The organism is Pedobacter suwonensis (assembly GCF_900111825.1).
In the GTDB taxonomy this organism is placed as follows: domain Bacteria; phylum Bacteroidota; class Bacteroidia; order Sphingobacteriales; family Sphingobacteriaceae; genus Pedobacter; species Pedobacter suwonensis.
Genome location: NZ_FOJM01000007.1, coordinates 212,890 through 236,608 on the forward strand (window position 1 = coordinate 212,890; position 23,719 = coordinate 236,608).

Consider the following 23,719-nt stretch of genomic DNA (forward strand, 5'->3'; position numbering starts at 1 on the left):
ATAAATTAATTTAATCCGCCTAAATTAACTATTTGAAGTAAATATATCATTCAATATTCGTTGCGGATGATCTAAAAAGGCCTTGTAGACCCTGTAAACCTCCGATTCTTCATATTTAACCCTCACTATTTTATTTTCGGTCATTTCATATATCCAGGCTTTCGGGTATGATAATAAAATCGGCGAGTGTGTGGCGATGATCAATTGCGAATTATCGTTAACCAAATTATTGATTTTGGATAACATTGCGATTTGTTTTGTAGCAGAAAGCGCAGATTCGGGCTCATCAAGTATATAAACGCCATGACTGCCAAAACGGTTCATAAAAAGCGACCAAAACGACTCTCCATGCGATTGCTCATGTAAAGATACGCCGCCATAAGAATTTATAATTTTTGGTCCGCGAGGTTCCTCATCCAGTTTATCAATCTCGCTCGCAACATTGTAGAAACTCTCTCCCCTTAAAAAATAACCGTCTTTAATTTGTTTAAATCCTTTTGTTATCATAAGGTGGTTATGCAAAGCAGAATGTGTTGCAGTACTTTTAAAGTTAAAATTTTTGCCACCACCCTCCGCGTTAAAGCCCAGATAAACGGCTATAGCTTCGATAATGGTTGACTTTCCAACTCCATTTTCACCGGTTAAGAAAGTAACATTAGGGTGGAAGTCTAATGTTTCAAAAGATTTTAAACAAGGTATATTAAACGGATATCCATTAGGAAGGTTCTCTTGTTTTAACCTTAGCGATAAGAGATATTCGTTAAATTCCATTTGCTTATCTGAAGTCGTCTTCATCTTCTTCTTCATCAAATTCGGCATTAAATAAACTGCCAAACATATCAGAGAAGCCGAAGCCGCCATTTAAAAAGTTTTTGCTCAGTTGTGAATATTCAGCTAAACCATGTAACACGAATTCCATTAAAAGTAAAGTTTGGTTCTCACTTAGCTTAGGATGAAACTTTTTTACCAGATCGTATAAACCTGGTACAAGCATCAGCGCTTTTTTGTATTGTACATTTGTTAAAGCATCCGTAACATCAATATTATTACCATCAGTAAACCATTCGGTTACTTCGGTATATGGATTAGCCGTTTTTGTTTTCTTTGCTTTTTCGGGGTCGGGGAAATACCGTGCAAATAAGGTTTTGACAGCTTTGCCGATTAATGTTGTGGCTACATGTGCGGGCCCTTCTAATTCACCTTCATAAACCAATTCTATCTTACCGGTTATGGCCGGGATAACTCCTGCAAAGTCAGATAAACGTACAAATGTGTTTTTATCGCCGGAAATCAGCATTCTTCTTTCAGCGGTGCTGATTAAATTTTCATAAGCGGAGATGGTCAACCTGGCCGATACACCCGATTTTTGGTCGATATATTCACTTTTACGCGCTTCAAAAGCAATTTGCTCTATCAGGTCTTTCACCAATCCATCGGCTTCTATGCTGGTCCGCTGATCAGCCGTTAATTTTGCTTCCTGAAAAGTAATCTTGCGTGAAATTTCGACCGTTTTTGGATAATGAGTTAAAATCTGGCTTTCGATCCTGTCCTTTAACGGTGTAACAATACTTCCGCGGTTGGTATAATCTTCCGGATTTGCTGTAAAAACAAACTGGATATCCAGCGGCAAACGCAATTTAAAGCCACGGATCTGAATATCTTTTTCCTGCAGCATGTTGAACAATGCCACCTGGATACGTGCCTGTAAATCGGGTAGTTCGTTAATTACAAATATACTGCGGTGTGCACGCGGAATCAATCCAAAGTGGATTACGCGCTCATCGTTATAAGTCAACTTCAAGGTCGCCGCCTTAATGGGGTCAACATCGCCGATTAAATCTGCAACGGTAACGTCCGGTGTGGCCAGTTTTTCTGTATATCGTTCACTTCGGTGCAACCAGGCAATTTCGGTATCATCACCCTTAGTGGCAATCTCATTTTTTGCATACCAGGAAATTGGATTTAATGGGTCATCGAAAATCTCGCTTCCTGCTACATAGGGTACGTATTCATCCAGCAAGTTTACCATTAAACGTGCAATACGTGTTTTTGCCTGTCCGCGTAAACCTAAAAGTAAAATGTTATGACGCGATAAAATGGCCGTTTGCAGCTCAGGAATTACTGTTTCATCATAGCCGATAATGCCTTCAAACTCCGCTTTTTTGTCGCGTAAAACTTTGATCAGATTTTCCCTGAGTTCTTCTTTTACTGATCGTGATGTATATCCTGTAGTTTTTAACTGGCCTAATGTTGTGTTTTGCATCTTTTTAATTGGGTTTAAGGCATAGGGTTTAAGGTATAAGGTTTGCAAGTGCACAAGCCTCTTACATATATCTATCTTCCTTTTTAATATTTTATGGTTGATCTGGGCAGGACCTGGCAATGGGTTTTACCTTAAGCCTTATGCCTTTTACCTTCAACCTTACTTAACTGTTTTTCTTCTGTTTTTAATGTAATCTTCAAAAATGTATTCGCCCAAACCATTTAGAGAGCTATAAAAAGCCCTGCCGCCATTAATTTCGGTAAACTGCCGAACAAACTGTTGCAGGTAAGGATCTTTGGCAATCATAAATGTTGTAATCGGGATCTTCAGCCGCTTACATTGAGCTGCCATATTTAAGGTTTTGTTGATGACCTTCCTATCCAAACCCATGCTGTTTTTATAGTATCTGCCATTTTCCTTCAGGCAGGTTGGTTTTCCATCGGTAATCATGAAAATCTGTTTATTATGGGTTTTCCTCCGGCGGAGTAAATCCGCAGCCAATTCCAATCCTGCATACGTATTGGTGTGGTAAGGTCCAACCTGCAGATAAGGCAAGTCTTTAACGCTGATGGGCCAGGCATCATTTCCGAAAACCACGATATCTAAAGTATCCTTCGGGTATTTCGTTTTAATCAGCTCGGCTAAAGCCATGGCGACTTTTTTTGCAGGTGTTATCCGGTCTTCACCATATAAAATCATGGAGTGCGAAATATCGATCATCAATACCGTAGCAGTTAAGGTTTTGAAATCCTTTTCCTCTACTTCCAGATCACGGTCAGTTAAAGTGAAATCGCCAATGCCATGGTTAATCTGTGCATTTTGTATCGAAGCGGTCATGTCGATCTGATCCAGGCTGTCACCAAAATTATATTCCCGTCTGTCGGCATTTTTTTCCTCACCAATTCCAGACTGATTACTGTTGTGGTTACCGCGACCAGATTTTTTGAGCTTGCCGAAAATCTCGTCTAAGGCCGATTTTCGGATGGTCTGTTCTGTTTTAGCAGTAATTTTAAATGCTCCGGATTGATTGTCTTCCGTCAGGTAACCTTTATCTTTCAGGTCGTCGATAAAATTACCGATACCGTAATCGTTATTGGTTAGTTTGTATTGTTTGTCGAGTTCGTTCAGCCAGCTTAACGCCTCTGCTGCGTCTCCCGCTGTATAATTAAGCAGTTCGCTAAATAATTTCAGCAACTCATCAAACCCGCCCTTCGGCGCATCGCCCGGCTTATAATCAGAAAAACGAAAACCTCTCATGTGTTTGTATTAACGATTTATCGAAGATAAAAGTTTCGCTTTGTTTTAATTTAAGCGCGGTGTCATATTTGGAATGAAGCCAAAAGGTAAAAGCTGAAAGATTAAAGCACAGCTATGCTAAAAATTTGTAAACTGAAAAGTGTCCACTGCCAACTGAAAATTGCAGGTTTCAAACTAGTTTGGGCGTTTCACCAAGCTGCGCAAGGGTCGGGCTTTTCAGGGCTACGCTTCGCTTCGGTACCGGTAAAGAACCGGCACTGAACCCTTACAATCCCTAACGCAAATGCCATCGGTACAAATTGAAAGATGAACTGGAATCTGAAAACTGTCAACTGAAAACTGAAAACTGTCAACTGTCAACTGGAAGCAGAATGTTTATTCGAGCGACATATGATAAATTTTTTTATTATACTCAGGATTTGCCCCGGGCTGTGAAGCTACAAAAGCGCCAACCTTACAGGCATTGTCCAAAGTGGTTTCCATCGGATAACCTTGCAGATAACAGGCAATAAAGGTGGCTAAAAAAGCGTCACCAGCGCCAACTGTATCAGCTACCTGCACTTTATAACCTGCATGTTTGAATAATTTGCCTTCCTTTAATACACAAGCACCCTTATCGCCAAGTGTAAGGCAAATGATTCCGATATCAAACTGAGTTGAAAGCTGTTTTAATAATTGTTCGTCAGTATTGCCTGTTAAACCAAACGATTCTTGTACCCAAACCAGCTCATCTTCATTTATTTTCAGGATATCTGCTTTTGCCAAAAGCGCTCCGATTAATTCTTTCGAATAAAATGGCGCCCGGAGGTTGATATCGAATATTTTAATCTTGGCATTTTCTAAAAGTGCCAGGATGGCTTCTCTTGATTTTTCTTCCCGGCAGGTTAAGCTGCAATATACTAATGCATCAGCCTGTTTTACAGCCTTAGTGTTATCATCAGTAACTTTGATATCATCCCATGCTACAGGCTTTTTTATGGTGTAAGTAGCCTGATGGTTTTCATCTAGTTGCACCACAACCGTACTGGTGGGTAACTCGGTGTGAATTTGGATCAGATCAGTTGCAAAGTGGTTACCGGTTAGAAAACTAAGAAGTGCTCTGCCATTTTCGTCATTGCCCACTGCGCTGATAAATTGGCTCTCCATACCTTGCTTGTGCAAATTGAGCGCAACATTCATGCTAGAGCCGCCAGCTTTTTTCCCTTCTGGGAAAACATCCCAGAGTATTTCACCAATTGTAATTACTTTATTTTGCATAGTAGATTTATAGAGCTGTAAATAAAGAATTTTTACCCATGGAACAAAATAATTTGTTTCATATCTTTAATTTTTACGTTAACTTCAATAATCATGAAAAAAATACTTTTAATTGCACTAATTTTTACCTCTCTTGGCGCTTTTGCTCAAAATTCGAAAGATAAGCAGGCCATACTTAATCTTCTTGAAAGGCAGCGTACCGATTGGAACAAAGGCGATGTCGAAGCCTTTATGCAAGGTTATGAAAAATCGGATAGTTTGCTTTTTGTTGGTAAAAGCGGACCGACTTACGGCTGGCAAAAAACATTGGATAATTATAAAAAGGGTTATCCTGATAAATCTGCCATGGGGTTTTTGGTGTTTGGCATAAAAAAGGTCAATTTTTTGAGGCCTGATCTGGCTTTTGTACTCGGCAGCTGGAATGTAAAACGTGAAAAGGATGAACTTAAGGGATATTTTACCTTATTGATTAAAAAAATTAAGGGCGAATGGAAAGTAATTGTTGATCATAGTAGCTAAGTACGGAAGAAGTAAGATGTAAAATGGAGGCCAAGTTGCGTTGGTAATAAAAATTTCCCAGGGGTCGTCATTTCGAGCGGAGTGCAATCGAGAATCCGGATGCTCTTTACAGGAGCTGAATCATAAGTGAAATTATCATCATTATAGTCCCCGTTTGTAACGGGGATTCGGGAGATTAGCATTTTACAAATGCGAAAGGGAATAATTTTTAAGGCGATACAATCGCCATTCTCGCGCATCCCGATTGCAAATCGGGACGATTTCGTGTTCGTCTAACTTACAATCTATTTAATAACAATTTATCTGCAACTAATTGGCGGATTATATATATGAGCCAATAGTCCTCGTTTGTTGGCGGGGATTCGGGAGATTAGCACTTTCAAATGCGAAAGGGAGTCATTTTAAGGCGATACAATCGCCATTCCCTTTATAGTCCCCGTTTGTAACGGGGATTCGGGAGATTAGCATTTTCAAATGCGAAAGGGAGTCATTTTTAAGGCGATACAATCGCCATTCTCGCGCATCCCGATTGCAAATCGGGACGATTCTCTATTCGCCTAACTTAAAATCCTTGTAATAATAATCTTTATCTGCATCTGTTAGCTGGCGGATTATCCTGCATGGGTTCCCCGCAGCAAAAACGTTATCCGGAATATCTCTGGTAACAATACTTCCAGATCCGATGACCACATTAGAACCTATTTTAACGCCCGGATTAATGACTACATTTCCGCCGATCCAAACACTATTACCAATGGTAATTTCTTGTGCCCATTCGTATTCCTGATCACGTAAATAAGCATGGATTGGATGCCCGGCAGTATATATGGCTACATTTGGTGCAATAAAAACGTTGTTGCCTATACTTACTTTGGCACAATCTAAAATAACGAGGTTAAAATTGGCGTAAAAATTATCTCCAATTTCAATGTTATAACCATAATCGCATCTGAAGGGTGGTTCCACATAAAACATCCTTTCGGTTTTGCCGAATAGCCTTTTTAGTAATTCCTTGCGTTGTTTAATGAATTTGGGAGCCAGGTGATTAAACTCATAAACCAGTTCCCGGGCTTTTAATCTTTCTTTTGCCAGTTCGGCATCACCCGCCTGATAAGCTTGGCCACTCAGCATTTTTTGTTTTTCAGTAAGTTTATTGGTGTTCATTGCTAATCTGATTTTTATTCCGCTAAAGTGTTTTCGCAATAATAATAAAAAACGGGACTATCATTTACCGATGTCCCGTTGTATTTTAATTTTTTTTAATTTTACGGCTTGCCTTTCGCCAAAGCCTTCTCGGCTATTTTAACCGCTCTTTTCTCTCTCCAATGGGCATATTTTTCTTTGAAAGTCATTTTAATCAGACTGTCAATGGCACCATGGGTAAATAAACTCCAAACACTGGCGATTTTACGTGTAATGGATTGATCCCAGGCCCTTAAGCTTAGCGAAAATGAACCGTCTACATATTTCATCCAGTGCCACATTCCGGTTGGCATAAATAACGTATCGCCGTGTTCTAAAAACACTTCATAACCTTCAACACCATTTAGTGCCGGGAATTTCTTAAAATCCGGGTTGGCCACATCGTAATCTTCCAAAGCATAAGTTGCATTTGGCAGGCAATACAGCCTGTCTTTCCATTTATAATCGAATAAGATGATGTGCTTTCTGCCGCCAAAGTGTGTGTGGAAAATATGCGGTAAATCGATATCGTAATGCAAAAAGGTTACCGAGTTAGAACCGCCGAAAAACATTGCAGGCATGCTTTCTATAAAGCCACCCATTAAATCTTTGGGGATTTTAACATCATTAATTAAACTGGGTACTTTTTTAAACAGATTAAAAAAGAATATGCGCAGCTCAGTTGGTTCCCGTTTGATCAGGTCAAGGTAATCGCCAAATTTCATGTGTGCGGTTGCCGCATTAATCGGCTTTGACGGATCTGCCTTAGAGTTATCGTAAAGCGGCACCTCGAGTTCTCCACCAATTTCCTTTAAATATTCAGTCGTCCATTTCTCTCTGGCAGGCCAATCTTTGGTTAGGCCTCTGATTACTAACGGACGTTTAGTTTTCAGATAATTTTTCTTAAAATCTTCGGGAGTGATGCTCTCAACGATATCAACAGGTTTTAAAATGAAACTCATGCTTTTAAAAATCGGTTATTTGTGCCGAACAACAAATGTGTAAATTTTATTTTATAAAATTGTTGTTAACAGCTAAATGTGACTAAAATCACGTAATCTAAAATTAGTAAATACTTAACAATTTAATAATTAAGCCTCCACTTTATTTTTGATCATTTCGGCATAGGCAGCGTCCCACAGTTCGATCCTTTTTTGTAGCGCCATTTTTGCAGTTTCTTCGGCTTCTGTCCAAAATGATTCATCTTTTTCACAAAGCTTCTCCGTCATACTGAGCGCTAAATGGCTGTGGTGGTCACCATCTACTTCTATATGGCGCTCCAGGTAATATTTAAAGATCGAAACCTGTTCAGGCTGGGTACTATTCAAGTCATTTACCAAGCTAAAAAACATGTTTGGTATTAAATCCTCACGGCCAAAAGTGAAACTCGCTGCCTGTAAATGGGTTTTTCCACTATTAATGGTTTCGAAAGTTGCATTCACAAAATCCCTTGCACTTGCTGGTGCCCCGGCGATTTCAAAAGCCTCATCGAAGCTTTTTCCGTTTTTCAGTTCTGCCAAAAAGATCTGGATAGGTTTAGTATTTGCATTACATTGTTCCATGGCATTCAGATAGAGTTCAAAGTGGCTTTTTATGTTTCCATCAGCATCCACATCCGATTCTTCTCCCGCAACAATTTCATTGATCAGTTGCCGGGTAACGGGATCGCCTACCGGGAACCAGGGTAAGTTTGTGCAGGTTAAATTTATCTGTAAGGATTTAAGCAGCGACATAAAATCCCAAACTGCAAAAATATGGTGTTCCATAAAAATGCGGAGATCTTCCACCTCATTAATCGCCGAGTATACTTTATGGTTGATAATCTCTTGCCTAAGCGGCTCAATTTCTTTTTGGATTTTTAGAATATTGGAATGCATATGTTGGATAGGTGAATGACTGAATATTTGAAACTTTAAGATAAATTGATTCAGTCATTATTATTTCGGTAAATTTTTCTCAAGCGCTCTGCCCGCTCTTTTAACTGCAAGATTTTCTTTCCATTGCATGTACTTCTCGCGGTAGTTTGCTTTCATAAAGTCGTCAAATTTACGCTGTAAAGTTAAGTTATACAAGCTTTTTGCTTTCACCATCCAGCTTTTATCCCATGCCCTTAAGCTGATCGAAAATGAGCCGTCCAGGTATTTCATCCAGTGCCAGTAACCTGTAGGCATAAATAAAGTATCGCCATGCTCTAAAAATGCTTCAATACCCTGAACACCCTTTAATGCGGGAAATTTATCAAAATCGGGATTCTCTACATCATAATCTTCCAGGGCATAAGTGGCATATGGAATTTGATACAAACGTTCTTTCCATTTATAATCAAATAAGATTACATGCTTCCGTCCGTTAAAGTGGGTGTGGAAAATGTGTGCTAAATCAATGTCGTAATGCAAAAAGGTTACTGAGCCTTTACCGCCGAAGAACATATTAGGGTAACTATCTAAAAAACCACCCATTAAATCTTTTGGTGCAATGTAATCTTCCAGCAGCTCAGGTGCAAACTTTATCGGATCAAATAAAAAGATGCGTAGGTCAGTCGGAGTTTCCTTAATCAGGTCTATGTAATCGCCAAATTTCATTTCGGCAGCAGATGCATTGATAGGTTTGGAAGGATCAGCTTTGGAACTGTCGTAGAGGGGAACAGTTTTATCCCCAACTACTTGTTTCATGTATTCCATCGTCCATTTTTGGTAAGCTGGCCATTTTTTGGCCATGTTTTTTATTACCAAAGGTTTGCGTGGTTTAAGATAGTTCAGTTCGAAATCTGATTTGGAAATATCTTCAACTACATCGATAGGAGATAAAAGGAATTTCATGTTAAAAAACTATTAATTGGGCAAAATTAAATAGTTAAGAACACTAAGCATGACAAATACAAAAACTTGAAAAAAAACTGACAATTCATCAAAAAAAGTCAAATGGTATAAGGTTGTATTAAATTATTGATTATAGTTATGTCTGGTGCGTAGATATAAACTGTTTAAAAAACAAAAACGTTCCTACTTTCGACAGAACGTTTTTGCTAATAATAAGGATGTATTTTAATGTTATTTAGGCATTAATACGGTGTCTACTACGTGGATCACACCATTTTTTTGATAAACGTCTGCAATTGTAACTGTACTCATTCCGCCTTTTTCATCTTTTAGCACCAGTTTTTTGCCTTCCATCCAGGCCCAAAGTTTACCACCTTCTACGGTTGTTAATTCTGCTTTGCCACCACCAGCTTTTATTGCTTTTGCAATTGCTTTACTATCCATTTTGCCTGCAACAACATGGTAAGTTAAAATTTTGGTAAGGGTTGCTTTGTTTTCTGGTTTAACCAGGTTATCTACGGTTCCGGCAGGAAGTTTATCGAAGGCAGCATTGGTTGGTGCAAAAACTGTAAAAGGACCAGCACCTTTTAATGTTTCTACCAAACCTGCCGCTTTAACTGCTGCCACCAATGTAGTGTGGTCTTTTGAATTTACCGCGTTATCAACAATATCCTTGGTTGTGTACATGGCAGCGCCACCAACCATTGGATTTTTTTGAGCGTAAACCTGACTAGTGAATGCCATGGTAATGATGGCAAATGCGGATAAGATTAAATTTTTCATTATTTCTAATTTTAAGTTTCTGTTATTTGATTCCATTTACGACAGCTTACAGATACTTGGTTTTTAGAAATTGAAAATTATCTATTAAGTTTTTGATTAATAGCGGTTTAAAATTTTATTTTTAAATTTTGAAAAGATGTTTTTGGCGATTTATATGAAAGTATTTTAACGTTTTCATTAATCCGATTAAAAAAATGGAGTCGCCTGATTAGGCCTATTTATGAAAAGATCGGTACTTACAAAACTTGTGATCTGTGCGCTTCTCAAATCGCTGATCACCCTTACGGCCCGACGCCAAATGCTTATCAATTCACCTTGGCCGTTCTCACTTTTTTTGAAAAAATCTTTGGAAAAAACCGTTTCAATAATACTGCCCTGGTTTCTTTTCCGCCGATATAAACCTCTTCTTTTTTGCTGTTGGCAGCTTGCACAATTTGTTTAGCACATTCGGCAGGTGTCATGGCGTTTTCATGCGCATCACCCATTATGTTAAGTGGGTTGCCATCTCCAGTGAGCGCATTGTAGGTTACATTGGTTTTGATAAAACCTGGACAGATAATCGTGATATCAATATTTTTATCGTAAACCTCCGATCGGAGTGAATCGAAATAGCCATGAAGCGCATGTTTGGAGGCCGCATAAGTAGAGCGGAACTTCGTACCGAATTTACCAACAAGACTGCTAATTACTACGATCTGGCCACCACCTTTGGCGATCATTGAGGGTAAAACCGCTTTACTAAGCCCTACCGTACCCCAAAAATTGGTATCCATAATTTGCTGTTCAGTATGTAGATTGGTTGCCAGGGCCAGGCTTCGCTGGCTTACACCTCCGCAATTGATCAATAAATCAATCTTGCCAAAAATACGGATGGCATCAGCTGCTTTATTTTCGAGTGAAGCCGTTTCGCTTAAATCGAATGGCAAAACGTGGACATTAAAGGAATTTTGGCAATTTCCTTTAACGCGGAATAATTCATCGCGGTTTCTTCCTGAAATAATCAGTTTATCGCCTGCTTTAAAATATTCATATACCAGGGCTTCTCCGATACCAGATGATGCGCCTGTGATCCATACAATTTTTGACATATTTTTGCTAATTATTGAATGATTGAGTTTTGAATGCGTGAATGTCGTTTTGATCGCTACTCAGTTATTCTTCAATCCAATCGTTCTCAATTTACTCATTCATCTACTAATATAAATAATTCCGAAGCAATATGATCGGCAAACAATTTTCCGTTCTGACTTAAATAAATATGATCACCATCAATCACCAGCCAGTCTTTATCCTCAAAATTTTTAAGCTTATATTTTGTCTCTTCTAAAAAATCCTTTCCGAAAACGCTATTTATTTTTTGTAAATCAGTTCCCCACATTGTCCTCAGCGAAGTCATGATATATTCATTAAATCTATCATGCACACTTAATTCTTCAACCATTTCAGGAAGTTTATTCTGGTTTAAAGCTTTCAGGTAAGAGGCATTATTCGCAGGGTTTATATACCGGTTTTGGCCGTTAAAACCATGTGCAGATGGACCGATGCCAATATAATCTATGCCTTTCCAATAATTGGTATTATGCAATGCATAATGGCCTGGTTTGGCCAAATTCGAAATTTCGTAGTGTTCAAATCCGGCATTTACCAGTTTATCCATCAAAATTACAAACTGCGCAGCGCTTTGGTTATCGTTTACGGGCGTTTGTTTTTTGTTTGTTATGGCATGGGCCAAAGCCGTTCTGGGCTCAACAGTGAGTGCGTAGGCAGAAATGTGCGGAACTTCAAGTTCAATGGCCTTTTGGATATTGCTCAGCCATTTTTGATCTGTAAGCAAAGGATAACCATAAATTAAATCGAGGGTTAAGTTTTCAAAACCGGCATCCTGACTTCTTCTGATGCAATCCTCGGCTTCCTGAGCCTGGTGCGCCCTGTTCATCCAGATCAGATCCTCATCATAAAACGATTGGACTCCAACACTAAAGCGGTTAACCGGCAATTGTTTCAGCTCCTTTAATTTCCGGGCCGTTAAATCATCGGGATTGGTTTCGATGGTAATTTCCGCATTTGCATCCACCGAAAAAGTATGGTTAATCGTATCAAAAATTTTTTGCAGCGCATTTTCAGATAGGATAGAAGGTGTACCACCGCCTAAATAGATACTCCCAACCTGTCCGTGAATCCGGTCTTTTTTCATTTTTATTTCCTTACAAATGGCTTCTACCATTTCATCTGCATGTTTTAAGGAAGTGCTGAAATGAAAATCGCAATAGTGGCAGGCCTTTTTACAAAAAGGAATATGAATATAGATACCGGACATTGCTGCAAAGATAGCGAAGTTAATTTTTCTTTATTGTCATAATATACAAGCCTCATCAGCATATAATTCCAAATCTAAGTAAAGTAACAGCTTTACTATTCGTTTGGTAATGTTAAGTAATGGCTTTACTGTGCATATTCACCAATCAATTTATTTTCTTTAGGTAAACCCTGATTATTCAACTACTTTTGCATCTTGAAGTTTTGATTTGCCGCATGCCAAAATTTATTTTCTTTTTGTTCGCGTTTGTATGGTCTGCTAATTTTTTAGCGGCACAGGAAACTCCTGTTCAAACAGATAGCGTAGCCGTGAAGCAATACCAATATCGAAGATACCGGCCCGATTCGGCAACATTGGCCAGGCAGCGGTATGTTACCGATTCGTTAATTCATCATACCTGGGTACTTCCTGAGCGCTTAATTAATAAAAACGCGCTTCTGGATACTATTGAAAAGGAATATCTTTCTCCGAAGCTGGATTTGTGGGCATGGCACAAAAAGTATCAGCATTTAAAGAAGAAAGCAAATCCTTACCAGTTGGGTACCAAAATTCCGAAGGGAAACGTAGGCTTATTAGGCTTTATTTTTGGTATGCTTATTATCTTTGCCATTTTAAAAAATGCTTTTTCTAAGCAATTATCGGCAATCGTTCAGGCCTTTTTCAGTAACAGGATTTTGAACAATATTAACAAAGAAGATAACCTGTTTAGTTCATGGCCGTTTTTGTTGCTTTTTGTGCAATTTGGTTTTGTTTTTGGAATGTTCTTTTTTCTGGTTGCCCAGTGGAATGATATGTATCAAGCTAAAGACGGCTTTAAGTTTTTCTTTAGTATTTCCATCACGATTATTGTTTTTTATGCCCTTAAACTAATCATCTTACGATTTTTAGGTTATCTGTTTAATGTGCAGAAACCAGTAGGGGAATATATTTCAATTTTGTATCTCAGTTACTTCAATGCGTCATTGCTATTCATTCCCTTAGTGGTTGCTTTTGCCCTGTCGCCGCTAAAATACGGTTCGGTTTATATTGTGTTGGCTTTCTTGTTGTTAGGCGTCATTTTTACCTTTCAGCTCCTGAGGGCAGGTGTAACGATACTTTCTAACAATAAGTTTTCTAAAATGCATTTATTTTTGTACTTTTGCGCGCTTGAAATATGTCCCGTCCTCATACTAATTAAAACGATAGGACTGTAGCAGGAAAAGGAAAAATGCAAGAAAAGAACGACTCTAGAATCCGCAAAGTAAAAAGTATTTTGGTTACTTTACCAAAACCTGAAACAGAAAAATCTCCTTATTATGATTTGGCCAAAAAACACAACTTAAAAGTTGATTTTAGGTCTTTTATCCACGTTGAAGGTGTACCCGCAAGAGACTTTAGAAAGGATAAGATTAATCTGGCCGATTTTACGGCTGTGATTTTTACCAGCCGAAATGCAGCAGATCATTTTTTTAGAATCTGCGAAGAAATGCGTTATGAAGTGCCGGCAGAATTAAAATATTTCTGCCTGTCTGAAACCATCGCTTTATATCTGCAGAAATATATCCAGTATCGTAAGCGTAAAATCTTTTTTGGTAAACAAACTGCAGCCGATTTGGCCGAAGTGTTAAAGAAACATGCAAACGAGAAATTTTTATACCCTTGTTCTGATGTGGCAACCGAAGATACGATGAAGTTTTTGGAAAAAAGCGGATACAATTTTACACCGGCGGTTTTATTTAGGACTGTAGTGAGCGATCTATCCGATTTAGCCGAGGTATTCTATGATGTTATCGCATTTTTTAGTCCTTCAAGTATTCAATCTTTATTTAAAAATTTCCCTGATTTTAAACAAAACAATACCCGTATTGCGGCTTTTGGAACCAATACCAGTAAAGCCTGTACGGATATGGATCTGATCGTAGATATTGCCGCGCCAACTCCAGGTGTTCCGTCAATGACCATGGCGATTGAGAATTACATCAAAATATCTAATAAATAGCAATAAAAAATATTTTTTCAAGTCAGCACAACAAAAGCATAACTTTCCTGTTAATAAGAGAGTTATGTCTTTTGTTGAAAACGCATATCGGCGGATGATCAATTGTTAATCTTTCTTTAACCGGGTTTAGATAATGATTTCATGTAAAATATTTGCTTTTGTAGATAATTTCAGTGATTTTTGATAAAATTGCTCCTAATCGTGCTGTGCACAACCTTGAAAATATGAAGAAAATCTACCTTCTAGCTATTGTAGGGATAACTGTAATGCTAGCAAGCTGTGGCCATGGCGGCCAGGGTGAGCTGGTTGGCGCTTATAACCGAAAATTTAAAAACGATAGAATCCCGTTAGGAATGGTTTATATTCCACCAGGGCATACACCACTGGGGGGATCTGATGAAGATATCACCTTTTCTCAGAACGGACCAAGTAGAATGACCACGATCAGTGCGTTCTTTATGGATCAAACCGAGATTTCAAATGCCGAATATCGCCAGTTTACCAACTGGGTACGCGATTCTATTGCGATTGTGATGATGGGCAATCCACAACAGTTTATGATTACCCCAAAAGGAAATGCGGCAACGGCTCTTGGCGGAGAGAAATACATCGATTGGAAAAAGGTAGGCCCAAACGGGGTTAATATTTGGCGTAATAAGGGCAGGGGGGCAGCGGCCGCCCAGGCAAGCCAGCTAGACGGTATGTACTATTCAGGCTTAGATGCCCTTCCAGGTAAGAAAGAACTGGATGTTCGCAAATTCGAATATTCATATGCCGAATTAAATATGGAGAAAGCCGCTATTGGCCATAAAGATCCAAACAGCAAACGCCAGGATTATATCGATCGTTACACGGTTGCCATCTATCCTGATACAATGGTTTGGAAAACAGATTATTCCTATTCACAAAACGATCCGATGGTGCGTGGTTATTACAACCACCCTTCCTATGACGACTATCCTGTTGTTGGTGTAAGTTGGGAGCAGGCAAAAGCTTTTGCTCACTGGAGAACCAGATTGTACGATGGTGTTGCGACAGCAAGGAAACTGCCTGCTGGATCAAGATCAGACTACAGGTTGCCGGCTGAAACAGAATTTGAATATGCTGCAAGAGGCGGTAATACCAAAACCAAATATCCTTGGGGAGGACCTTACATCAGGAATACAAAAGGATGTTTACAGGCTAACTTTAAACCCGGCCGCGGCGATTATTCGAGCGATGGTGGAATTTATACGGTAGGCGTCAGATCTTATTTTCCTAACGATTATGGTCTGTACAATATGGCCGGAAACGTATCTGAATGGACTATCACTGCTTATAATAAAGGTGCCAGCCCACTATTACACGATCTAAACCCCAACTTTACTTATGATGCTGGTGCAGGCGACAGCAAATACAAAAAGCGTAAAGTGGTAAAAGGAGGTTCCTGGAAAGATACAGGCTATTTTTTACAAAATGCTGTGGCTACATACGAATATCAGGATACACAAAGGTCATATATTGGTTTCAGATGCGTTTCATCTTACCCGGGTACTGATTTAAGACGTTAAAACCTACTAACAACTAAAACTAAAGAAAAACATCAAATTTATGGCAGCAAAAAAACAACCAGGCTGGTTACATGTGGCAATTTCATGGGGAGCAAGTATTGTAATTATCGGAGCATTATTTAAAATCCTACACATCGGCGGGATTTTAGGTAATTACATGATTGGGCTTGGTCTTGGCGTAGAGGCATTTTTATTCTTTTTAACCGGGTTTTTTCCACCAGAACCAGAACCGGCATGGGAAAGAGTTTATCCTGAACTAAAAGCAGATTATAAAGGAGAATTACCAACAGCTTCGGCCAGACCTGTTGCTGCAGTGGCCCCGTCTAATACGGCAGCTTTGGATAAAATGTTATCAGAAGCTAAAATTGGTCCGGAGTTAATTGAAAGCTTAGGTACCGGTTTGCGCACGTTTGGCGATAAAGTAGCTGCAATTTCAAATGTTGCAGATGCATCTACAGCAACAAGCGAATTAACCGGTAAGATTAAAACCGCATCAGCCGGTTTTGATAACTTGAGCGCATCTTTTGAAAAAGCAACGGCCAATTTAAAAGCAATGGGCGAAAGCAATGTAGATTCTCAGGCATACCACGAACAGGTTAACAATTTAGCTAAGAACTTATCGGCTTTAAATGCAGTTTATGAATTGGAATTACAAGATTCCAGCGCGCATTTAAAATCGATGAATAAATTCTATTCAAACTTATCATTAACCATGCAAAACTTTAACGAATCGATGGAAGATTCGAAACAGTTTAAAGAAGAGGTGAATAAGCTGGCTAAAAACCTGTCATCGCTTAATGCAATTTATGGCAATATGTTATCGGCCATGAACGGTCCACGTGTATAATTTGTTTAGTTTTTAATTTTAAAGGAAAGGCTACTCAAACATGGCAGGCGGAAAAGAAACAACAAGGCAGCGGATGATCAATATCATGTATTTGGTATTGTTGGCCATGCTCGCCTTAAACGTATCAGATACCATTTTAGATGCATTCAAAAATATCAACGATAGTTTGGATACTTCTAAAAACAATGTAAATACAAGTATTAATCAGTTGTTTTCTGCCTTCGAGAATTCGAAGTTGAAAGAAGAGCCGGCACGTGCTCAGCCTATTTACCTTAAGGCTAAGCAAGCGCAGAAGGCAGCTGACGATTTAAATAACTACATCGAAAGCATTAAAAAAGAATTTACTCAGGCGGGCGACGGGATTGACCCTGAAACGGAAGATCTGGTGAATAGATCCAATCAGGATATTGCACAGAATATCATGATTAATCAAAAAAAAGCGGATGAATTAAAGAAGAGAATCAATGCCACCAGAGAGAAATTAATCTCCTTATTAGATCCGGCCGATCGGGCGAACGTTTCGTTCTCTCTTGAAGCTAAGGACCCGATAAGCAAAAGAAAAGGAAATTGGCAGGAAACTTACTTTGGTGAGGGAACACCACTTACCGCGGCCATGACCATTTTAACCAAACTACAAACAGATACTAAAAATGCTGAGGCAGAAGTAGTGAAGAGATTGTTCGGAAATATGGATAAAGCCCAGGTTAACCTGGATCAGTTTGCGGCGGTTGCAGTAGCACCTACTTCTTACGTAATTCAGGGGCAGCCTTATACTGCCGAAGTATTTTTAACAGCCAGCGATTCGAGGTCAACGCCCGATATTACGGTTAACGGAAATAAATTATCCGTTAAAGATGGTAAAGGAACTTATACCGGTGGTACCGGTAGTGTTGGACAGTTTACCTGGGTAGGTACGATCAGGGTTCGCCAGACTGATGGCCAGGTGAAGGAATACAAAACTCAGCCACAAACTTATCAGGTAGCGAAACCTTCAGCATCTGTTTCTTCAACAAAACTGAATGTAATTTATGCAGGTATTGCTAATCCCTTTACCGTGTCAGCGGCAGGCTTTCCATTGGAAAGTGTTCGTGCTTCCATTTCAGGAGGTTCAATGTCTGGTAGTAACGGGAATTACAATGTAAACGTTCCGGGCAGCATGGTAGGCCAGGAAGTATCCATTAATGTATCAGCAAACAATGCAGGCAAAACCGTTAGTCTTGGTTCACAAAAGTTCAGGGTGAAAGCCATTCCGGCGCCTGTAGCAAAAGTTGGCGGACGTGCGGGAGGCGATATTGCTTCGGTGCAGTTAAAAAGCGAAACCGAGATTGAAGCAGATCTGGATGATTTTCCTTTTGATGTTAAGTTTAAAATACAACGTTATAAATTAACCATTATCAAACCACGTTCAGATGCAGTTACCATTGCAGGTAGCGGTGGAAGTTTTGCAGGTGCAGTTAAAGGTGCCATGAACTCAATTACGCCTGGTACGAGGGTGTTTTTTGAAGATATTGTTTCTGTAGGGCCTGATGGGCGTCAAAGGATATTGCCTTCATTAGCGTTTAGTGTAAAATAAAAGAAATGAAAAGGATTTTAAGTATTGCCATTTTAGTTTTATTAACCGCGTTTGCTTATGCACAAAAAAAGCCAACGAAGTTAGCACCGAAAAAAGCTGCACCGGTGGCTGCTGCTCCTGCAGCAGATACGGTGAAAGCTCCTGTTAAAACGGTTAAGAAGAAACTCAAAGTACCACCTAAAGATGGTTTTTATGCCCGCAAGGACATTGACAGTACTGAGATGGTTCCTTTGGCCGATGTAAGGGAAGAGGATGTTTTTTATGCAAAACGGATCTGGAGAGAAATTGATTTACGTGATACGGTTAACTCGGCTTTAAGATCGCCTAAATCAAGATTGATTGATGTTTTGATTGCTGCAATTAAAAAAGATGAACTAACTGCATACTCGCCAATTGATAGTGCCTTAAATGAAGATGATGCTTTTAATAATCCAATGTCTGCAGACTCTGCTGCGAAATCAGCTTTAGGTACAGCGGAGGTTTCGAACAATAAAACCGGAACTGTTACTACAGTTGTTAATGATTTTAACCCGGAGTTATTTTTAAAGTTCAGAATAAAGGAAGATTGGATTTTCGACACAAAACGTTCTATTTTTGAGCCACGTATTGTGGGCATCGCACCATTAAAGTACAATGAGGTTTCTAAACAATGGCAGCCTGTATTTTGGGTGTACTATCCTGAAGCGAGGGAAATTTTGACAAAGAAACGTCTGATTAATACTAATAATGATGCTTCATCATTAAGTTTCGATGATTTCTTTATCCGCCGCTTGTTTAGCAGTTATATTGTAAAAGAATCGAATCCTGGTGATAATAAAATCAGAGATATTATCGCAGACCCTAAAGAGCGGTTGTATGAATCAGAAAGGATTAAAAAATCTGTTCTGGATTACGAACAAGGTCTTTGGGAATATTAATCTCATAAAAAAGGCTTCGATTTTCATCGGAGCCTTTTTGTTTACAATGAATCCCTTTCTCTTCGCTGGCTTTAAAGCGGAGTCGAGAAATCTACCTAGATATAGATCGCTTTCTCCAATATTTGCGACTGCGCTTTATTCGAAATGACTAACTTCTTTTGAATTGATAAAATGGGCAGAAGAATATAAGTTTGTCCTTTGCAATTCATTTCATCGGGTATCTATCTGATCAGGATAAAGGATACATATGGATTACATGAAATAAAAAAGCGGTAATCCAAATCGATGGATTACCGCTTTAAATTTGACTAATTAGCCTACTGGTTATCAGTAGCAGCTTCTATTACATTTTGAATTGATGTAGGTACATTCGATAAAAGATCATATCCTGTGGCAGATTCAATTGAATTAACCGAGGTGCGGAATGTTTTCCAGTTGGTATTTAAACCATTTGTATTGGGCATGTTTACTGCAATTACTCTCGTAGAAGATGTAATCCTGCTTAAATCATTATTTCCGTTTGGTAATACCACAATAACTTTCCATGTATTTGAGGGTACGTTAATACGGCCATTATCAATGGTATAGGTAACACCTCCATTGCTTCCTGTACCACCAGAACCATAAGAACCACAAATGATATAAACTTCGTTACCTGCTGTAACCAATGATCGCGTGTAATTTTCCAGGTCGGCCCAAGGACCCTGGTTATTGTTAGGTGCCTGCGGCATCATGTTGCTCATTAAGAATGTGGACGAGTTAGAAGTTACGGAAGCAGTCCGATCAGCAGATGGGCAGTTATGGCCACGATCGAAACCTGAACCCGAATAGCTGCTGTTCGATACCTCGTACCAACCTGAAGGTAAAGCAGTATCGGCTCTGAAATCATTCTGACGTGAATTTGAACCTAAATCAGACGATCCAATATGCCAGCTGACCCAGTTTGGTGTAGCCCTGCTTCTACTGTAAGAACTTGTATAATAAGTGTGATCCATCAGGTAATTTTCAGGAGAAGATGTGCTGGCAACAGCATTACTCGGATTACCCAGTAAAAGGTTACTATCATCGCCAGAAGTGGTTGGTGGAGGAGTTGTTCCACCGTCGCCGGTTGAAATACTAAAATCGTCGATATTGATGCGGGCAGTACCTCCACTTATTTTACGGATTTGGAAACGAACATTTCCAGAAATGGATACATTGAATGTTGCGGTAGTTAAAGTTGTTGAGCTGGTGCTAATGGTGCTACCGGTTTGTTGCCAGCTCGAACCGCTATCGGTAGAGTACCAAAGCTGCCAGGTACTATTGGCATCGCTACCATATTTGGCGTGAGCAACGGTTACCACATCAGCTCCAGTTACGTTGAAATTCATGCTCAGTGTGCCCGTGTTACGGATACGTACTGATTGACTGCCATTCTTAGCATCTCCAGCGAGATTTCCAATTAAGGCATCGTCAAGGCTCCAGCTTCCGCTACTTAAAGTTACTGACCCAACTGCGTAACTTCCTTTGCCGCCAGATTCGAATATTTCGGGGAAACCAGAAACTACAGCCTGGGTACCAGCGGTAGCTGCTTTACTGTTTAACTTTTGCTCAAATTGGCTGTTGCCCGGCTGCGTTGGGTCGTCTTTTTTACAGGCAGCAAGGCCAAGGCATAATACAGCCAATAAGCTTAATTTTTTTAATGCTTTCATTTTTTTTAGGATTATTTAAAGGATGTAAGGGGTTTTAGGTTTCGATAGCAAAAGTTTCAATCATGATACAGGTACCATCTGGTAAATAACCAACAATAAGCACAGGAATCCGGCTGGCGCCTTCTACTCTGACCACTGTAATATTGGATAGTTTTTGCTTTAAAAAGGTGTACCAAGTGGCGATTTTGCCTGCATTTTCAACCATTGGTGCATCTGCTTTATCGACGTTTGATATTAAACTATCAAAAAATGCAGCTTGATCGATTTGTTTTAAATCGGAAGGATCAGCATTATAATGAATAGCAATTTTCTGCAATAGTGCTGAAGGTGTAATTTTGCCCCAGTCTGCTGCCTTAAAAGGGCTTTCAGACTCAGTAAAATACCATACGCCCAACAAAAGTTTGCTTATGGTAGCCAAGATTTCATTATTCATGTAAATAGGGATGTTTTTACGAGCGTATGAACAGCCCTAAATTAGAGGAAAAGAATTTGAATATTTTGCAATGTAGATTAACAAAATGTTAACATTTTTACAGCTGTACTGCTCTTATTTTAACGAATTTATACTTCGTTAAAATGGGTAAGTAAGGCAATCACCTGTTTTTTATTGAGTACTGCTGACAGTTCTTTTTCTGTAGCTTCTTTAATCTTTTTAACCGATTTAAAATGCGTTAACAGTTTATCTGCAGTCGTTTTTCCAATACCTTCAATCTGTTCAAGCTCGGTTTTAAGTGTGCCCTGGTCGCGTTTCTTGCGGTGAAAGGTTATTCCGAAACGGTGGGCCTCATCACGCAGTTGCTGTATCACTTTTAAGGTTTCAGATTTCTTATCTAAATATAATGGAAAGGAATCGCCGGGATAAAACAGTTCTTCTAACCGCTTGGCTATGCCGATAACAGTTACTTTGTTCTCTATGCCTAATAATTTTAAGCTCTTCACCGCTGATGAAAGCTGTCCTTTACCACCATCAATAATGATGAGCTGAGGTAAAGACTGGTTCTCATCCAACATTCTCCTGTAGCGACGGAAAACGGCCTCTTCCATGGTGGCAAAATCGTTGGGGCCTTCAACCGTTTTCACATTAAAATGGCGGTAATCTTTTTTAGAAGGTTTGGCATCTCTAAAAACCACAATTGCAGAAACCGGATATTTTCCCTGAAAGTTAGAGTTATCAAAACATTCGATGTGTTTCGGAAGCTGCGTTAAGCGCAGATCTTTTTGCATAGTGGTTAAAATCCGATCAGTGCGTAAATCGGGATTTAGTTTTTCGTATTGGTTAAGCTTCTCTTTTTTGAAGAATAGTACATTCTTTTGCGAGAGCTCTAAAAGCTTCTTCTTTTCGCCCAGTTTGGGGACTGTAAATTTTAAACTTTCGTCTTCCAATGAAAGTTCGAAAGGAACAATAATTTCTTTAGAGGTACTATTGAACTTGGTTCTGAACTCTAACATCGCCAGGGTCAAAATCTCGTCATCACTTTCATCCAGTTGCTTTTTAACCTCAATGGTCTGGGTTTGGATAATGGTTCCGTTCATCACTTTTAAGTAGTTTACAAAAGCGTAACGTTCATCTGAAGCAATGCTCACCACATCCACATTGGTAATGGCACTGTTTACCACAGTCGATTTGCTCTGGTATTTTTCCAGTACTTCCAATCGCCTTGCATATTGATGTGCAAGTTCGAAATTGAGGTTTTCTGACGCGGATTTAATGACTGCTTTAACATCGCGGATGACATTTCCGATTTTACCATTCAGGATTTCCTTGATCTCGCCAATATTTTTATTGTAATCAGCTTCGGTCTGGTAGTTCTGGCAGGGGCCTTTGCAGTTACCGATCTGATATTCGAGGCAAACTTTAAATTTACCTTCATCTATGTTTTTTTCCGTTAAGGGTAAATTACAGGTGCGTAAAGGATAAGTTTCTTTGATCAGATCCAAAATGGTGTGCATCATGCCTATAGAACCATAGGGGCCGAAATAGGTAGAGCCATCCTTAATCACTTTGCGTGTCCAGTAGATACGCGGGAAATTTTCATTTTTTACGATAATCCATGGGTAGGTTTTATCGTCCTTTAAGTTGATATTGAATTTTGGCTGATGTTTTTTGATCAGGCTGTTTTCCAATAGCCAGGCATCAATCTCCGTATCAACAATGGTAAAAGTGATTTTCCTGATCTTGGATACCAATACCCTTGTTTTGCCATTAAACTGGTTCCTGTCACTGTTAAAATACGAACCTACACGGTTGCGCAGGTCTTTCGCTTTACCAATATACATGAGCTTTCCATCAGCATCCCAATACTGGTATACTCCGGGTTTATGTGGAATTGTGGTTAATGCTGTTTTATGGTCGAAACTGCTCATAAGGGATTAATGGAGCAAAATTAAAGTGATTTTAGTAGAGCATAATATTGGGCATAAAATCGAAGTCTTTTTTGTTATAAGTAAACAATTCTATTTCGTTAACAATTGCGGTTGCTCCAATAATTGCATCTGGAATTTGAAGATGATGACTTAACTTAAAACCTTCGATAAGTTCTATAGATTTCTGCGATATATGGCTATTAAAATGAATAATGTCGTAATACTTAATCTTTTTCTTCATCTGTGCTAGCTCTGCTTTATTTCCCATGCCTTGCAATAACTCCATCGTTGTAATTGACGAAAGTACAATGTTTGCAAAGCCTATTTCTTCTAAAGCTTTTATGGTATTCACATTACCATTAAATGCATGAATTAGAATATTAGTATCGCACAAAACCATGA

General features: G+C 39.2%; 22 protein-coding genes. 7 read left to right on the forward strand and 15 right to left on the reverse strand.

All coding sequences use genetic code 11. The annotated features are described in order from the left end of the window. Nucleotides 1-24: 24 nt before the first annotated feature. From BM107_RS11035 to BM107_RS11050, 4 genes are all read right to left on the reverse strand, one after another. Nucleotides 25-807, reverse strand: a complete 783-nt coding sequence (locus BM107_RS11035) for an AAA family ATPase (protein ID WP_244278791.1) — start codon at nucleotides 805-807, stop codon at nucleotides 25-27. Then, nucleotides 776-2,263 (reverse strand): P-loop NTPase family protein, encoded by a 1,488-nt coding sequence (locus tag BM107_RS11040; protein ID WP_090983351.1) that lies wholly within the window; start codon nucleotides 2,261-2,263, stop codon nucleotides 776-778. Before BM107_RS11040 ends, BM107_RS11035 begins: the two co-directional genes overlap by 32 nt. Before the next feature lie 159 nt (nucleotides 2,264-2,422). Then, a complete protein-coding gene (locus BM107_RS11045; protein ID WP_090983200.1) occupies nucleotides 2,423-3,520 on the reverse strand; it encodes a vWA domain-containing protein in 1,098 nt (365 codons plus the stop codon). Between the two features lie 375 nt (nucleotides 3,521-3,895). After that, nucleotides 3,896-4,777, reverse strand: coding sequence for a carbohydrate kinase family protein (locus BM107_RS11050; RefSeq protein ID WP_090983202.1), 882 nt, complete (start codon nucleotides 4,775-4,777; stop codon nucleotides 3,896-3,898). A gap of 93 nt (nucleotides 4,778-4,870) precedes the next feature. Between BM107_RS11050 and BM107_RS11055 the strand changes: the two genes are divergently transcribed. Further along, nucleotides 4,871-5,296, forward strand: a complete 426-nt coding sequence (locus tag BM107_RS11055; protein ID WP_090983203.1) for a YybH family protein — start codon at nucleotides 4,871-4,873, stop codon at nucleotides 5,294-5,296. A 549-nt stretch (nucleotides 5,297-5,845) separates the two neighbouring features. Here the strand turns inward: BM107_RS11055 and BM107_RS11060 are convergent. The 7 genes from BM107_RS11060 to hemW all read right to left on the reverse strand — a co-directional run bounded on the left by BM107_RS11060 (nucleotide 5,846) and on the right by hemW (nucleotide 12,397). Then, the gene (locus tag BM107_RS11060; protein WP_090983205.1) at nucleotides 5,846-6,460 is read right to left on the reverse strand and encodes a sugar O-acetyltransferase; all 615 of its coding nucleotides are present in this window, start codon (nucleotides 6,458-6,460) and stop codon (nucleotides 5,846-5,848) included. Between the two features lie 101 nt (nucleotides 6,461-6,561). Beyond that, nucleotides 6,562-7,440 (reverse strand): cupin-like domain-containing protein, encoded by an 879-nt coding sequence (locus BM107_RS11065; RefSeq protein ID WP_090983207.1) that lies wholly within the window; start codon nucleotides 7,438-7,440, stop codon nucleotides 6,562-6,564. Between the two features lie 129 nt (nucleotides 7,441-7,569). Next, the gene (locus BM107_RS11070) at nucleotides 7,570-8,355 is read right to left on the reverse strand and encodes a DUF3050 domain-containing protein (protein WP_090983209.1); all 786 of its coding nucleotides are present in this window, start codon (nucleotides 8,353-8,355) and stop codon (nucleotides 7,570-7,572) included. A 60-nt stretch (nucleotides 8,356-8,415) separates the two neighbouring features. After that, nucleotides 8,416-9,297: a cupin-like domain-containing protein gene (locus BM107_RS11075; protein ID WP_090983211.1), complete on the reverse strand. Its 882-nt coding sequence runs from the start codon at nucleotides 9,295-9,297 to the stop codon at nucleotides 8,416-8,418. 231 nt (nucleotides 9,298-9,528) lie between these two features. Further along, the gene (locus BM107_RS11080) at nucleotides 9,529-10,080 is read right to left on the reverse strand and encodes a fasciclin domain-containing protein (RefSeq protein WP_090983352.1); all 552 of its coding nucleotides are present in this window, start codon (nucleotides 10,078-10,080) and stop codon (nucleotides 9,529-9,531) included. Nucleotides 10,081-10,385: 305 nt separating this feature from the next. Then, on the reverse strand, nucleotides 10,386-11,168 hold the full coding sequence (locus BM107_RS11085; protein ID WP_090983213.1) for an SDR family oxidoreductase: 783 nt from the start codon (nucleotides 11,166-11,168) through the stop codon (nucleotides 10,386-10,388). Nucleotides 11,169-11,263: 95 nt separating this feature from the next. Continuing rightward, nucleotides 11,264-12,397 carry a radical SAM family heme chaperone HemW gene (gene hemW, locus BM107_RS11090; RefSeq protein WP_090983216.1) on the reverse strand — a complete coding sequence of 378 codons (1,134 nt, stop codon included), beginning with the start codon at nucleotides 12,395-12,397 and terminating at the stop codon, nucleotides 11,264-11,266. Nucleotides 12,398-12,612: 215 nt separating this feature from the next. Here hemW and BM107_RS11095 point away from each other — a divergent pair, with 215 nt between their 5' ends. From BM107_RS11095 to porN, 6 genes are all read left to right on the forward strand, one after another. Beyond that, entirely contained in the window at nucleotides 12,613-13,590 is a 978-nt protein-coding gene (locus tag BM107_RS11095; protein WP_090983218.1) for a DUF4271 domain-containing protein, read from the forward strand. 14 nt (nucleotides 13,591-13,604) lie between these two features. Next, nucleotides 13,605-14,375, forward strand: a complete 771-nt coding sequence (locus tag BM107_RS11100) for a uroporphyrinogen-III synthase (protein WP_090983220.1) — start codon at nucleotides 13,605-13,607, stop codon at nucleotides 14,373-14,375. Nucleotides 14,376-14,599: 224 nt separating this feature from the next. Continuing rightward, the gene (gene porK, locus BM107_RS11105; protein WP_090983354.1) at nucleotides 14,600-15,925 is read left to right on the forward strand and encodes a T9SS ring complex lipoprotein PorK/GldK; all 1,326 of its coding nucleotides are present in this window, start codon (nucleotides 14,600-14,602) and stop codon (nucleotides 15,923-15,925) included. A gap of 40 nt (nucleotides 15,926-15,965) precedes the next feature. Beyond that, nucleotides 15,966-16,772, forward strand: a complete 807-nt coding sequence (gene porL / locus BM107_RS11110) for a type IX secretion system motor protein PorL/GldL (RefSeq protein ID WP_090983222.1) — start codon at nucleotides 15,966-15,968, stop codon at nucleotides 16,770-16,772. Between the two features lie 40 nt (nucleotides 16,773-16,812). Beyond that, on the forward strand, nucleotides 16,813-18,345 hold the full coding sequence (porM, locus tag BM107_RS11115) for a type IX secretion system motor protein PorM/GldM (RefSeq protein WP_090983224.1): 1,533 nt from the start codon (nucleotides 16,813-16,815) through the stop codon (nucleotides 18,343-18,345). A 5-nt stretch (nucleotides 18,346-18,350) separates the two neighbouring features. Beyond that, nucleotides 18,351-19,262, forward strand: coding sequence for a type IX secretion system ring subunit PorN/GldN (gene porN / locus BM107_RS11120; RefSeq protein WP_090983226.1), 912 nt, complete (start codon nucleotides 18,351-18,353; stop codon nucleotides 19,260-19,262). A gap of 317 nt (nucleotides 19,263-19,579) precedes the next feature. Here porN and BM107_RS11125 read toward each other — a convergent pair whose 3' ends face one another. From BM107_RS11125 to BM107_RS11140, 4 genes are all read right to left on the reverse strand, one after another. Next, the gene (locus BM107_RS11125) at nucleotides 19,580-20,953 is read right to left on the reverse strand and encodes a DNA/RNA non-specific endonuclease (protein ID WP_090983227.1); all 1,374 of its coding nucleotides are present in this window, start codon (nucleotides 20,951-20,953) and stop codon (nucleotides 19,580-19,582) included. Between the two features lie 34 nt (nucleotides 20,954-20,987). After that, nucleotides 20,988-21,386, reverse strand: a complete 399-nt coding sequence (locus BM107_RS11130) for a nuclease A inhibitor family protein (protein ID WP_090983229.1) — start codon at nucleotides 21,384-21,386, stop codon at nucleotides 20,988-20,990. Between the two features lie 128 nt (nucleotides 21,387-21,514). Then, entirely contained in the window at nucleotides 21,515-23,317 is a 1,803-nt protein-coding gene (gene uvrC, locus BM107_RS11135; RefSeq protein ID WP_090983231.1) for an excinuclease ABC subunit UvrC, read from the reverse strand. Nucleotides 23,318-23,348: 31 nt separating this feature from the next. Further along, the gene (locus BM107_RS11140; protein ID WP_090983234.1) at nucleotides 23,349-23,717 is read right to left on the reverse strand and encodes a type II toxin-antitoxin system VapC family toxin; all 369 of its coding nucleotides are present in this window, start codon (nucleotides 23,715-23,717) and stop codon (nucleotides 23,349-23,351) included. Between the last annotated feature and the right edge of the window lie 2 nt (nucleotides 23,718-23,719).